Consider the following 12,747-nt stretch of genomic DNA (forward strand, 5'->3'; position numbering starts at 1 on the left):
ACACCTGAATCGGAGATTCCTCAATGGCCACCATGGACCGACGAGCCTACGCAGAAACCTTTGGCCCCACCGTGGGCGACCGTCTGCGCCTGGCCGATACCGAGCTCATCGTCGAAGTCGAAAAAGACTACACCCTGGCCGCTGGCGGCTATGGTGAGGAAGTGAAGTTCGGCGGCGGCAAGACCATCCGCGACGGCATGGCGCAAAGCCAGCGCACACGCGACGGGACGGGAACCGGCCCTGACGGAGGTGGCACGGTCGATACCGTGCTGACCAACGCACTGATCCTGGACCACTGGGGCATCGTCAAGGCCGACATCGGCCTCAAGGACGGCCGCATCGTGGCCATAGGCAAGGCCGGCAACCCCGACACTCAGCCGGGCGTGAGCATCATCATCGGCCCGGGCACGGAGATCATCTCCTGCGAAGGCAATATCGTCACCGCAGGCGGCATCGACACCCATATCCATTTCATTGCCCCGCAGCAGATCGAAGAAGCACTGACCAGCGGCGTGACCACCATGATCGGCGGCGGCACCGGCCCGGCCACCGGCACCTTCGCCACCACCTGCACGCCAGGCCCCTGGCATATGGAACGCATGCTGCAGGCCGCCGACGCCTTCCCCATGAATCTGGGTTTTCTGGGCAAGGGCAATGCCAGCCTGCCCGGCGGCCTGCACGAGCAGATCAATGCCGGCGCCATCGGCCTCAAGCTGCACGAGGACTGGGGCAGCACGCCGGCAGCGATCAGCAACTGCCTCGATGTGGCCGAAGACACCGACACCCAGGTCGCCATCCACACCGACACGCTCAACGAGTCCGGCTTTGTGGAGGACACCGTGGCCGCCTTCAAGGGCCGCACCATTCACACCTTCCACACCGAAGGCGCGGGTGGCGGCCATGCGCCCGACATCCTCAAGGTGGTGGGCGAGGCCAATGTCCTGCCCAGCTCCACCAACCCCACGCGCCCCTACACCATCAACACGCTGGACGAGCATGTGGACATGCTCATGGTCTGCCACCACCTGGACGCCGGCATTGCCGAAGACCTGGCCTTTGCCGAAAGCCGCATCCGCAAGGAAACGATTGCTGCCGAGGACATCCTGCACGACATCGGCGCGATCAGCATGTTCAGCTCCGACAGCCAGGCCATGGGCCGCGTGGGCGAGGTCATACTGCGCACCTGGCAGACGGCGCACAAGATGAAGCTGCAGCGCGGCGCCCTGAATGGTGACGGCGCGCGCAACGACAACTTCCGCATCAAGCGCTACATCGCCAAATACACCATCAATCCCGCGATTGCCCATGGCATCAGCCACGAGGTGGGCAGCATCGAGGTGGGCAAGTGGGCCGATATCGTGATCTGGAAGCCGGCCTTCTTTGGCGTCAAGCCGTTTTGCATACTCAAGGGCGGCAGCATCGCCATGGCGGCCATGGGCGATCCGAACGCCTCCATTCCCACGCCTCAGCCCGTGCATTACCGCCCCATGTTCGCGAGCTTTGGCGGGGCGGTTGCCAGAACTTCGCTGACCTTTGTCTCCCAGGCAGGACTTGCCGCCGGCATCGGCCAGCGCTTCGGGCTGCACAAGACCTTGTCGGCGGTCAGGGGCATACGCAATGTGAAGAAGCAGCACATGATCCACAACGATCTGGCGCCGCATATGGAGGTGGATGCCCAGACCTATGCCGTGCGCGCCAATGGCGATCTGCTGACCTGCGAGCCCGCGGTCAGCCTGCCCATGGCACAGCGCTACTTTCTGTTCTGAGCGGTGTTGAGCTGAAACTCCGAATCCGGATGCTGCATGCCCTTGCCCTCAAACCAGGCCAGCCAGTCACTGACGGCAAGCTCCGGCGCAGCGCTCACGGTGGCGGGCAAGGCCTCGTACACCAGCACAGTGATGGACTGCTGACCGCCCTGGGTCAGCATCACGGGCAGGGTCAGAATGCGCTTGGTGTATTCGCCCAGGTCTTCGGGCCACAGGCCTTCGATGCGATCCATGGCCCGCTCCAGCGCTGCGTCCATGGGGTAGACCTCGGCCAGCACGGTCTGCGAGCCTTGCAGCCTCAGACCCGGGTACCAACCGAGGTCATGCAAAGTGCCGGTCAGCTGGGTCCTGCCGACACAGGCAACGCCCGGCTGGAGCCTGGCAATATCGTTGATGCCACCGGCACGCAAAGTGCCATACACCGCCACATAGGCTGCGCCACAGCCCTGCCAGTCGGCAGGCGCATCATGCAAAGAGGTCGGGGCTGCCATTTCTGTCGAAGTTTCCAAAAGAGTTGTCCATAAAAATCACTGAGATGCGCAGCACATGCAACATGCGCGCCAATCTGGTCCGGGCCTTTTATTTCATTGTGAGTTCACCATGCTGACTGCCAACAAACTGCTGCTTCAGGGCCAGGGCCTTTCCGCCGTCATCCTCAAACGCGCCGCGTCCGTGGAACTGGACTGGGACGTACGTCAGAAGAGCCGCTTTGCCGCCACCGACAGCCAGGGTCGCGAGCTGGCCGTCTTCTTGCCACGCGGCCAGGCTGTGCGCGGCGGCGATGTACTGGTGGCCGAAGACGGCAGCCTGATCCGCGTGCTGGCCGCGCCGCAAAAAGTGCTGCATATCACGGCCTGCGCCGAGCATGGCACGCCGTTTGACCTGATGCGCGCGGCCTACCATCTGGGCAACCGCCATGTGCCGATCGAGCTGCAGCCCGACCACCTGAAGATCGAACCCGACCATGTGCTGGCCGATATGCTGCGCAGCATGCATATGACGGTGGTCGAAGCCGATCTGCCGTTCGAGCCCGAAGGAGGCGCCTATGGCGGCCATGTGACCAATGACGGCCACAGCCACCATCATCACGGCCATGGACACTCGCATGACCACGCCCACTGAGCCACTGCTGGCTCTTGGCGCGCAGAGCTTTCTGCAGCTGATGTGGCTGGCCTCGCCGGCCCTGCCCATCGGCGGCTTTTCCTACTCGGAAGGGCTTGAAGCAGCCATCAATGCGGCGCTGGTCGCAACGGAAGCAGAGGCCGCCGGCTGGCTGGTGCAGCAGCTGCATCTGACCCAGTCGCGCGGGGACATGGCCGTGATTGCGCAGGCCATGCCGGCCTGGAAAGGCGCCGATCTGGCGCGCATCGCCAGCCTCAACCAGTGGGTAAGAGTCACGCGTGAAACCAGCGAGCTGCGCCTGCAGACCGAGCAGATGGGCCGCTCGCTGACCGAGTGGCTGAAAAACCGCTACGCCGACGAAGCAGCCGCGCTGGCCTCCGCCCACTGGCTGGCCGCGCAGGATGCCAGCTACCCCATCGCCTTCTCGCTGGCGGCCCAATGCACCGGAGCCACGCCGCGCGATGCGCTGCTGGCCTATGCCTTTGGCTGGGCCGAGAACATGGTTCAGGCCGCCATCAAGGCCGTGCCCCTGGGCCAGAGCGCCGGCCAGCGCATCCTGGCGCGACTGACTTCCGAGATTCCTGCCGCCGTCGAATACGCGCTGGCATTGCCGGACAACGCAAGACAGGCTTTTTCGCCCATGCTGGCCATTCTCTCGGCCCAGCATGAACACCAGTATTCTCGACTTTTCCGTAGCTGAACCTTCGTCCGCCATGTCTGCACTGTTTGCCGCCACACCCCAGCCACCGTACTACGCCGCCATCTTCACCTCCCTGCGCACCCAGGAGGACCGGGGCTATGGCGAGATGGCCGACCGCATGGTGGAGCTGGCCTGCCAGCAAGCAGGCTATCTGGGCGCTGAAAGCACCCGCGATGCCCAGGGCTTCGGCATCACCGTGTCTTACTGGGAAAGCGAGGAAGCCATCCGTCAATGGAAGCACAACGCCGAGCACCAGATCGCCCAGGAAAAAGGTCACACCACCTGGTACCAGCATTTCGAGCTGCGCATTGCCAAGGTGGAGCGTGCCTACGGCAAGGCCCGCTGATCGCAACCCTCTCACCCCCGAAAGAACTCACCATGTCGACCGCACTGCACCATATCCCCAACCGCACCAAGAAGCTGCCGCCGCTGCGCGTGGGCATAGGCGGGCCCGTGGGCTCGGGCAAGACCACGATTCTGGAGATGCTCTGCAAGGCCATGCGCGGCAAATGGGACCTGGTTGCCATCACCAACGACATCTACACCAAGGAGGATCAGCGCCTGCTGACCATCAGTGGTGCCCTGCCCGCCGAGCGCATCATGGGGGTGGAAACCGGCGGCTGCCCGCACACGGCGATTCGCGAGGACGCCTCCATCAACCTGGAAGCCATCGACCGCATGCTCAAGGACTTCCCCGATGCCGACATCGTCTTCATCGAATCGGGCGGCGACAACCTGGCGGCCACCTTCAGCCCCGAGCTGTCGGATCTGACCATCTACGTGATCGACGTGGCAGCAGGCGAGAAGATTCCGCGCAAGGGCGGCCCCGGCATCACCAAGAGCGATCTCTTCGTCATCAACAAGACCGACCTGGCCCCCCATGTGGGCGCCAATCTGGACATCATGCGCAGCGACACCATCAAGCAGCGCACCACGCCCAAGGGGCTCAAGCCTTTTGTGATGACCAATCTCAAGACACTGGAAGGTCTGGACGAGGTGGTGGCCTTCATAGAAAAACAGGGCTTGTTGGCGGCCTGACACCTCTTTCGGGACGAAAAAAAGCCGCCTTGAGCGGCGGCTGTTTCTCGAACCAGTGCGTGATTACTGGTTGGCCAGGTCCAGATGGAACTCGCGAGCTTCTTGGATGAATTCGATCAGGGAGTTGATAGCTTGGCGCATGATGAGCTTTCTATGAAATCAAGAGATGCACTTCAAGCGATGGACAGCACGCATCTCATGTACTGTCATTCGCGGGTTAAACCTTAAGGGTTAACCCTTGCGGATAAGTATAAACCACTATCTCCGTTTTTGCAAAGCACGTCCTGCGCAAAGGACGTCAGGCTCGTCAGCGCACTGACTCGAAGTACTTGCTCACGCAGTTGCAAGGCCTGTGCAGGTCAATATTTGCGAGATTCCTGCATCAAAATTGCCGCAGAACGCTGTACTTTTCACCAGTAGGTCACCGAATTTGCCCTCCGACTGCTACTCTATGGCCTGTTGACAATATTTGTGGCGGGCTCACAACTCCCGCAGGTGGAAAGTGGAAATGGCGCGAGATTGTGGTTTGCAGCAGATGGACGGGCTTACGTCCCATCGAGTGAATGCCGACATCCAGCCCGGCCGATATGCAGCGCCCGCCTTCCGCCGCAAGGGAGTGCGCGCATGAGCTCCACGCTGACCGGCCCGGGCACGACCGACTCCTGGCATATCACCACCATGAACCCCGCAGAAGCCCCCTGGCATCTGCTGCTGCTGGCCGACCCCTCGCGCGAGCGCGTCAAGCGCTATCTGCCCGGCTCCACCTGTTTTGGAGCGCGCCAGACGACCCAGTTCACGCCCAGCGGCCTCGGTGCCCTGATCGGCGTATGCGTGCTGGTCCCCGAGGGCGACGGCCTTCACCGATGGGAGCTGATGAATATGGCCGTGTCCACGGCCTGGCAGAGCAAGGGCATAGGTTCGGCCCTGCTGCAGCGCGCCATCCGTGAGATGCGCGAACGCGGCGTACAACAGCTGGAAGTGGGAACTGGCAGCTTTGGCGACCAGTTGCTGTTCTATCAACGCCTGGGGTTTCGCGTCACCGACATCGAGCGCGACTTCTTTTTGCAGAACTACACCACCCCGCTGTGGGAGCGCGGCGTGCAGCACAAGGACATGCTCAAGCTGACGCTGGATCTCTGAAAGCACTAGCGGCCGCCCCAAGATCTACAAGGCTGGATGCCTGAAAAGCACAAAGCACAAAGAACAAGAGGCGCCGCAGCGCCTCTTGCTCATCCAGCCTCGTCCGGCTGCCTCAGGCCGCCTTGAGGCGACGTGCGCGCACGGCGGCTGCCAGTTGCTCCAGCACCGGGGTAGTCTGCTCCATGCTGATGCAGGCATCGGTGAGCGAGACACCGTATTGCAGCTCCTGCCCTTCGACAATGTCCTGGCGGCCTTCGTGAATATGGCTTTCGATCATCACGCCGGTGATGCGTGTGTCGCCCCCCGCAATCTGCTGGGCCACATCCGCTGATACATCGATCTGGCGACGATGTTGCTTGCTGCTGTTGGCATGCGAGAAGTCGATCATCACCTGCGGGTGCAGGCCCGCTTTTTCCAGCACTTCGCACGCGGCCTGAACATGGGCCGCGTCGTAGTTGGGAGCCTTGCCGCCGCGCAGGATGATGTGGCAGTCCTGATTGCCGCGTGTCTCGAAGATCGCACTCTGGCCCATCTTGGTCATGCCCATGAACGCATGCGAGGACTGGGCTGCCAAAATGGCATCGCTGGCCACCTTCACGCCGCCATCGGTGCCGTTCTTGAAGCCCACAGGGCAGCTCAGACCGCTGGCCAGCTGGCGATGGCTCTGGCTCTCCGTGGTGCGCGCACCAATCGCGCCCCAGCTGACCAGGTCGCTGATGAACTGCGGCGACAGCAGATCCAGGAATTCCGTGCCCGCGGGCAGGCCCAGCGCCAGCACATCGAGCAGCAGGCGGCGCGCCAGCTCCAGCCCTTCATTGACGGCAAAGCTGCCGTCACGGTACGGGTCGTTGATATAGCCCTTCCAGCCCACGGTGGTACGCGGCTTCTCGAAGTAGACCCGCATCACGATCAGCAGATCGTCCTTGAGCGCATCGGCCTGGACCTTGAGCTGGCGCGCGTAATCCATGGCCTGATCGTGATCGTGAATGGAGCAAGGCCCGACCACCACCACCAGCCGGTCATCCTGGCCATGCAGCACGCGCGAGATGGCGGCACGGCTGGATTCGACCAGTTGCTGCGCCTCTTCGGTCACGGGCAACCACTCTTCCAGCAGTGCCGGGGTCAGCAGCGGGCGCACGATCTTGATACGTGTGTCGTCAATGCGGGTCTTGTCCAGCGTGGTCAGTTTGGGCTGGGCCTTGCGGGCCGAAGCTGCGCTGGGATGCAGGGGCGTCGTGGAGGATGTCATCCCGCTATTGTCGCGCCATGCGCTTCACCCCACGTGTTCGTCCCCCGTCGCCATTCACGCCCGGGCATTCATTCCGCCGACAGCTTCATCAGCACCAGACCGCTGACGATCAGGACAGCCGCTCCCACGCGCATGGCACTGAGCTGCTCGCCCAGCACCGTGACGCCCACCAGGAATGCACCCACGGCGCCGATACCGGTCCAGATCGTATATGCCGTGCCCAGGGGCAGCGTGCGCATGGCCACCGACAGCAGGCCAAAGCTGGCGATCATGGCCACGATGGTGATGGCGCTGTATTTGAGGTTGGTGAAACCATGGGACTGCTTCATGGTGAAGGCCCAGACCACTTCCAGAATGCCGGCCACCAGCAGATAAACCCAAGCCATAGAAAACCTCTTTGAAGATCAAATGGCCAGGCCGTCCCGGCAGAAATACAGGCCATGCATCGCATGGTCCAGCAAGGTCGTCCCTGCGGCATGAATCCTAATCCGCATGGGCAAATCCGGGCCAGCCATGGGTGGTTCGGCCGCCACAATCTTGGGCCGATTTCTCGTCCGATTCGACGATGTCGCAGCGCCGGCGACACCGCACAGTGACTCGTCCATGGAACGAGGAAGAGCTGAACAATGAACCGACTGCAAGACCGCGTAGCCCTGATCACGGGCGCAGGTGCCGGCATTGGCAAAGGCGTGGCACGCCGCTTTGCGGCGGAAGGCGCCAGCCTGTGGCTGGCCGATATCAATGCCGAAACCTGTGCCAGGGCCGCCGCAGAAATCCGCGCCGAATTTGGCGTTCAGGTGGGACATGCCGTGGCCGATGTGAGCGAGCATGTCGCCGTGCAGAGCATGGTCGATGCCGCCCTGGCGCAGTTCGGCCACATCGACATCCTCGTCAACAATGCCTGGGGTCGGCGCCCCGGCAGCCAATCCGGCTTTGCCAGGGTCGAAACGCTCGGCGATCTCGATTCCGACTGGGCCTGGCGCATAGGTGCGCAATCGGCGCTCTGGGCCATGCAGGCAGTCTTCCCCGGCATGAAGGAGCGACGCTGGGGCCGGGTCATCAATATGTGCTCGCTCAACGGCGTCAACGCCCACCCTTATTCGGTGGACTACAACATGGCCAAGGAAGCGCTGCGCACGCTCACCCGCTCTGCCGCGCGCGAATGGGCGGCCTTTGGCATCTGCTGCAACGCCCTGTGTCCCGGCGCGGCCACCGAAGCCTATCAAAGATTTGCGGCGAGCCAGCCCGAGAACGCAGCCGACATGCTGCGTCTGAACCCCATGGGCCATATGGGCGACCCCGAGCGGGACATTGGCGGCGCAGCCCTATTCCTGGCCAGCGAAGACTGCCGTTATGTCACGGGCAATACGCTGTTTGTCGATGGCGGCAGCCATATCAACGGCGTGCCGTGGCTGCCCAGAACGAAGTGATGCATGGCAATGGCACACTCCACGCCTTGTGCTGTTCATGCCCATCGCCACCATGCTTACCGGATTGAATCACCTCACGCTTGCCGTCACGCACCTGCAGCGCAGCGTGGACTTCTACGTGCGCGTGCTGGGGTTTCGTCTACGCGCGCAGTGGGATACGGGTGCCTATCTGGGACTCGGCGATCTGTGGCTGTGCCTGTCGTCAGACGAACAGCGAAGTCAGGCCCGCACCTCTGGCTACACCCACTACGCATTCACCATTGCTCAGCAGGACTTCGCGCACTTTGTGGAGCATGCCAGGTCATGCGGGGCCCGGGAGTGGAAGAGCAACCACAGCGAAGGCGATTCCTTCTACTTTCTGGACCCGGACGGCCACCAGCTCGAAGCCCATGTCGGTTCGCTGGAAAGCCGCCTGGCGCAATGCCGCTTGCGGCCTTATGCGGGCATGCTGTTTTTCGACTGAGCCAACGAGCAGGCAACGGTGGCAATACTCAGGCAAAAACAGGTGCAAGAGCCTGTTTGACACAGCAGCGCTCCAAGGAGCGCTGCCAGTCGATACCGGGGTGCACGCCTTGCTGCGCCACACTAGGCGGCCAGCCACTCCTCTTCCATCACCACCACATTGCCGACCGTCGCGCCATAGTGCGTTGCCACGCGCTTGCGCTGCTTGAGCACGGCCCTATCCTTGCTGACCAGCAAGGCCTTGTGCTGGCTGGCCAGATCGAGGAAATGCTGGTCGTCGGGATCGGTGCAGGTGAAGCGAATCTTAGGTGCGGCGGACACATATTCGACGGCTGCATCAAAAGCGGCCATCACGCCTTCGGGCGTCTTGCCGTAGTAGCTGACGCGCGGCGCAATCTGGCTGTAGTGCAGCACGCGACCCAGCTCGATGCGCTGGGCCTCGTCGGCAATCCAGCGCACCTCGCCACGGGCAACCAGCTCGCGGATGGCAGGAATATCCGGATCGTCAAAAATCAGCATGTCCAGCACCACATTGGTGTCCAGAATCATGGGACGCGGCAAAGGGCCGTCGTAGCCGGCGTTGCAGGCCGGCCAGCGCAGGGGAGCGATCTTCATTGAGGCCGGCCTTCCGGCTTGCCGCTCTGAGCAGCATCGTCTGCGGGCTTGCGTGGCTTGACCGCGCCCTTGACCATGTCGAAGCGGAACAGACGGCACTCGATAGGGCCGTTCCACATGGGCGTGCGGCGCGACTCCTTGAGGCGCATCTTGCTGGGCAGCTTGAGGTCGGGCGTCAGCATCCAGGCACTCCAGCCGCTGTAGTTCTTCTTCCAATGGCTGGCCAGCTGGTTGAAGAATTCGCCGCCGTCCTCGGTCTGCGCGGTTTCACGGCCTGCGCGTTCGACCTGGCCCATGCGCTCGGCCGCATTGCGGCCTGCGCTGCCGGCGGCCGCGATGCGCTCGCCATAGGGCGGGTTCAGCAGCATCATGCCGGGCTGCTCGCTGGGCGGCATGCGCTGCAAGGCATCGCCGCCGCGCAGGCTGACGGTATCGGACACACCCGCGCGCTCGGCATTGCGCTGGGCAAAGTCCACCATGCGGAAGGCGATGTCAGAGCCGTAAATGCCCACCGGCGATTCGGGCAGGATCTGGCTCTCTGCCTCATCCAGCATGGCTTCCCAGACATGACGCTGAAAGGGCACGAGCTTCTCGAACGCAAAGCGACGCAGAATGCCGGCTGGAATCTTGCGCGCGATCTGCGCGGCCTCGATCACCAGGGTACCGCTGCCGCAGCAGGGGTCGTACAGCGGCTGGGGATTGTCGCCATGCGGGTTCCAGCCCGAGGCAGCAATCATGGCCGCGGCCAGGGTTTCCTTGAGCGGGGCATCGCCCTTGTCCTCGCGCCAGCCGCGCTTGAACAGCGCCTCGCCCGAGGTGTCGATATAGATGGTGGCGCCGTCGGTCGTCAGGTGCAGGTGCACGCGCACATCGGGGTGATGGGTCTCGACGCTGGGGCGCACGCCGTTGCGCTTGGCGCGAAAACGGTCGGCGATCGCGTCCTTGACCTTGAGCGCCGCGAAGTTCAGGCTGGTCAGCGGGCTGTGCTGGGCCGTGACTTCGATCTTGAAGGTTTCCTTGGGCGTGAACCAGATCTCCCAGGCCACCTCGCTGGCGGCACGGTACAGATCGTTCTCGCTGCGGTACATGGTGTGCGACAGCTCGATCAGCACGCGCTGAGCCAGACGGCTGTGCAGATTGAGCAGCATGGCATCGCGCCACATGCCGCGCAGCATGACGCCGCCCCGGCCCACGAGCAGGTCCTGCCCGCTGACGCCGGTGATAGCGTGGACCTCGTCGGCCAGAAAGCCCTCGACGCCGGCGGCGCAGGGCAGAAACAAATGCAGTTGGTTCATAGAAATCAGTGCGCGCCAGCAACGGCGCAGGCGCCGGACGCTCACGGGAGCCTGTTGTGCGCTTTACAGGGCATAAGCATACGCGCTAGGCCTTTTCCGGTGCCCGCGCACGACAAGCGTTGCTCTACAGATGCTCGCAGGGCCCGAGGCATGATGCCAGGCCAAGGAGCAATGACGACATGGAAGAAATCAGCTGGAACGACTTTATGAAGGTGGAGCTGCGCGTGGGCCGCGTGCTGCAGGCCGAGGTATTTGCCGAGGCCCGCAAGCCCGCCTACAAGCTGCTGGTGGACCTGGGTCCCGAGCTGGGCCAGCGCAAGTCCAGCGCGCAGATCACCGAGCATTACCAACCCGAGGAGCTGATAGGACGGCTGGTGGTGGCCGTGATCAACTTTCCGAAGAAGCAGATTGGGCCCTTGATGAGCGAATGTCTTGTGACCGGTTTTCACGATGCCACGGGAGCCGTGGCCCTGTGCGTGCCCGACAAGGAGGTGCCGCTGGGCACGCGCCTGCTGTAATCGGCGTGTTCAGAGGCAAAATGGCCGCCAGCCATTCTCCCGCCTACGGATACTGCTATGAATATCAGCTTCAACCCGCTGGTGCGCGTGCGCACCGTCACCGCCTTTGTCAACCTGAGCGCCGATGAGGCACAGTGGCAGGCCGACCTGACCCAGGCCAAGCAGCAATGCGATGCCGTGGCCGATGCCATCGAGGCCCGGGGCTATCAGGTGCAGTCCATCCGCATCGTGAGCAACCCGTTTGGCGAATATCTGGATGTCTCCAGCGCAGACAGCGCCCAAGCCGGCCTGCAGCGCATTGCCGAAACGCTCAAGGCCATCAACACCGGCAAACGCCGCATCCGCTTTGCCGTGGGCGAGGCTCGCAATGCGCAGGAAGTGGCCCTGCTGCCGCAGCTGATTGCCGCCTATGGCGACCTGTGCAACGCCTGCGTAAACATCGATCTGGATGAACATGGCTTTCTGCAGACCGGCTTGCTGGCCCATAGCGTGCAGGCAATTCAGCAGATCGCGCGCACCACGCCGCGCGGCGAAGGCAACTTCAACTTCACGGTCAACTTCAACTGCGCGCCCGGCATTCCCTATTTCCCGGCCAGCTACCACCGCGGCCAGCACCACGGCGCCCTGGTGCTGGGCCTGGAAACGCCAGACCTCATGGTGGCTGAACTGCAGGAGCTGCAGCAGCAGCGCCTGCAGCTCGATCACGCGGCGTGGTTCAGGCTCGCATTCGAGCGCCTGAGCCAGACCCTGAACGAGCATGCCACTGCCATCCAGCGCTGTGCCGACGGCGTGAAACTGGCCGAGGGCTGGCATATCGCGGGCATGGACACCTCGGCCGCGCCGTCCAAGTCCTGCGCCTCCATGGTCGATGTCTACCAACTGCTGGGCGTGCCCTGTTTCGGCGCCAGCGGCACGGTGGAGGCGTCGGCCCTGCTGACCCGCGTCTTCAAATCGGTCAACGGCGTGACACAGATCGGCTTCAGTGGCCTGATGCTGGCCGTGACCGAGGACCAAGGCCTGGCCCAGGCCAGTCTGAATGACGAATTCGATATCCGCGCCCTGCTGACCTACAGCAGCGTCTGCGGCATCGGCCTCGATACCGTGCCGGTGCCGGGCGACAGCAGCGCCGAGCAGATCGCCGCCGTCATGCGCGATACGGGCACCATGGCTTTTCGCCTCAACAAGCCGCTGACGGTGCGGCTATTCCCCGTGCCGGGGCTCAAAGCGGGCGACACAACTGCGTTCGAGAGCGCGGATCTGTGCAACTGCGCCGTGCTGGCTCTGCCTTGAACATCTAACAAGCGGGCTGCTGCGCTTGGCCGTCAAGCGCCGGCAGCTATTGCTTTTGATATTCCCCTACCCCGGTTCTGTTTGACCTGCCCCCATGGTGGCCGCCGGGGTGCCCCCGGTAA

14 protein-coding genes and 1 pseudogene are annotated in these 12,747 nt (G+C 63.2%); 10 read left to right on the top strand and 5 right to left on the bottom strand.

The features are described 5' to 3' along the window. The first annotated feature begins 23 nt into the window (after nt 1-23). Nucleotides 24-1,766 carry an urease subunit alpha gene (ureC, locus tag AAIL67_RS12365; RefSeq protein WP_224649192.1) on the top strand — a complete coding sequence of 581 codons (1,743 nt, stop codon included), beginning with the start codon at nt 24-26 and terminating at the stop codon, nt 1,764-1,766. Here the strand turns inward: ureC and AAIL67_RS12370 are convergent. Further along, nucleotides 1,751-2,257 carry a gamma-glutamylcyclotransferase family protein gene (locus tag AAIL67_RS12370; RefSeq protein ID WP_034355195.1) on the bottom strand — a complete coding sequence of 169 codons (507 nt, stop codon included), beginning with the start codon at nt 2,255-2,257 and terminating at the stop codon, nt 1,751-1,753. The two genes, ureC and AAIL67_RS12370, sit on opposite strands and share 16 nt — an antisense overlap. 109 nt (nt 2,258-2,366) lie before the next feature. Here AAIL67_RS12370 and ureE point away from each other — a divergent pair. The 5 genes and pseudogenes from ureE to AAIL67_RS12395 all read left to right on the top strand — a co-directional run. Then, nucleotides 2,367-2,885: pseudogene (gene ureE, locus AAIL67_RS12375) on the top strand (urease accessory protein UreE); the annotation flags it as partial. Continuing rightward, the gene (locus AAIL67_RS12380; protein WP_059440625.1) at nt 2,872-3,588 is read left to right on the top strand and encodes an urease accessory UreF family protein; all 717 of its coding nucleotides are present in this window, start codon (nt 2,872-2,874) and stop codon (nt 3,586-3,588) included. The pseudogene ureE and the gene AAIL67_RS12380, both read left to right, overlap by 14 nt. Before the next feature lie 13 nt (nt 3,589-3,601). Beyond that, on the top strand, nt 3,602-3,934 hold the full coding sequence (locus AAIL67_RS12385) for an antibiotic biosynthesis monooxygenase (protein WP_343484134.1): 333 nt from the start codon (nt 3,602-3,604) through the stop codon (nt 3,932-3,934). Between the two features lie 32 nt (nt 3,935-3,966). After that, nucleotides 3,967-4,626, top strand: a complete 660-nt coding sequence (ureG, locus tag AAIL67_RS12390) for an urease accessory protein UreG (RefSeq protein WP_003068221.1) — start codon at nt 3,967-3,969, stop codon at nt 4,624-4,626. A gap of 624 nt (nt 4,627-5,250) precedes the next feature. Beyond that, nucleotides 5,251-5,766, top strand: a complete 516-nt coding sequence (locus tag AAIL67_RS12395) for a GNAT family N-acetyltransferase (protein ID WP_034395953.1) — start codon at nt 5,251-5,253, stop codon at nt 5,764-5,766. 112 nt (nt 5,767-5,878) lie between these two features. Here AAIL67_RS12395 and AAIL67_RS12400 read toward each other — a convergent pair whose 3' ends face one another. Together AAIL67_RS12400 and AAIL67_RS12405 are read right to left on the bottom strand one after the other, a co-directional pair. Then, nucleotides 5,879-7,015 carry a 3-deoxy-7-phosphoheptulonate synthase gene (locus AAIL67_RS12400; RefSeq protein WP_034355209.1) on the bottom strand — a complete coding sequence of 379 codons (1,137 nt, stop codon included), beginning with the start codon at nt 7,013-7,015 and terminating at the stop codon, nt 5,879-5,881. 68 nt (nt 7,016-7,083) lie between these two features. Then, a complete protein-coding gene (locus AAIL67_RS12405) occupies nt 7,084-7,401 on the bottom strand; it encodes a multidrug efflux SMR transporter (protein WP_034355212.1) in 318 nt (105 codons plus the stop codon). A gap of 240 nt (nt 7,402-7,641) precedes the next feature. Between AAIL67_RS12405 and AAIL67_RS12410 the strand changes: the two genes are divergently transcribed. Further along, on the top strand, nt 7,642-8,445 hold the full coding sequence (locus AAIL67_RS12410; RefSeq protein WP_063663460.1) for an SDR family oxidoreductase: 804 nt from the start codon (nt 7,642-7,644) through the stop codon (nt 8,443-8,445). A gap of 52 nt (nt 8,446-8,497) precedes the next feature. Then, nucleotides 8,498-8,908: a fosfomycin resistance glutathione transferase gene (gene fos / locus AAIL67_RS12415; RefSeq protein ID WP_063663907.1), complete on the top strand. Its 411-nt coding sequence runs from the start codon at nt 8,498-8,500 to the stop codon at nt 8,906-8,908. A 122-nt stretch (nt 8,909-9,030) separates the two neighbouring features. Here fos and AAIL67_RS12420 read toward each other — a convergent pair whose 3' ends face one another. After that, nucleotides 9,031-9,522 (bottom strand): PIN domain-containing protein, encoded by a 492-nt coding sequence (locus tag AAIL67_RS12420; protein WP_063663457.1) that lies wholly within the window; start codon nt 9,520-9,522, stop codon nt 9,031-9,033. Next, on the bottom strand, nt 9,519-10,817 hold the full coding sequence (locus AAIL67_RS12425) for a THUMP domain-containing protein (RefSeq protein WP_343484126.1): 1,299 nt from the start codon (nt 10,815-10,817) through the stop codon (nt 9,519-9,521). Before AAIL67_RS12425 ends, AAIL67_RS12420 begins: the two co-directional genes overlap by 4 nt. Nucleotides 10,818-10,996: 179 nt before the next feature. On the opposite strand from AAIL67_RS12425, the gene AAIL67_RS12430 reads away from it, so the two are divergent. Further along, complete coding sequence (locus tag AAIL67_RS12430) at nt 10,997-11,335, top strand: tRNA-binding protein (protein ID WP_003068205.1); 339 nt, start codon at nt 10,997-10,999, stop codon at nt 11,333-11,335. Nucleotides 11,336-11,392: 57 nt separating this feature from the next. Further along, nucleotides 11,393-12,625, top strand: a complete 1,233-nt coding sequence (locus AAIL67_RS12435; RefSeq protein ID WP_034355228.1) for a DUF711 family protein — start codon at nt 11,393-11,395, stop codon at nt 12,623-12,625. Nucleotides 12,626-12,747 lie beyond the last annotated feature (122 nt).

It is taken from the genome of Comamonas sp. A7-5 (genome assembly GCF_039581385.1).
GTDB lineage: Bacteria > Pseudomonadota > Gammaproteobacteria > Burkholderiales > Burkholderiaceae_C > Comamonas > Comamonas thiooxydans.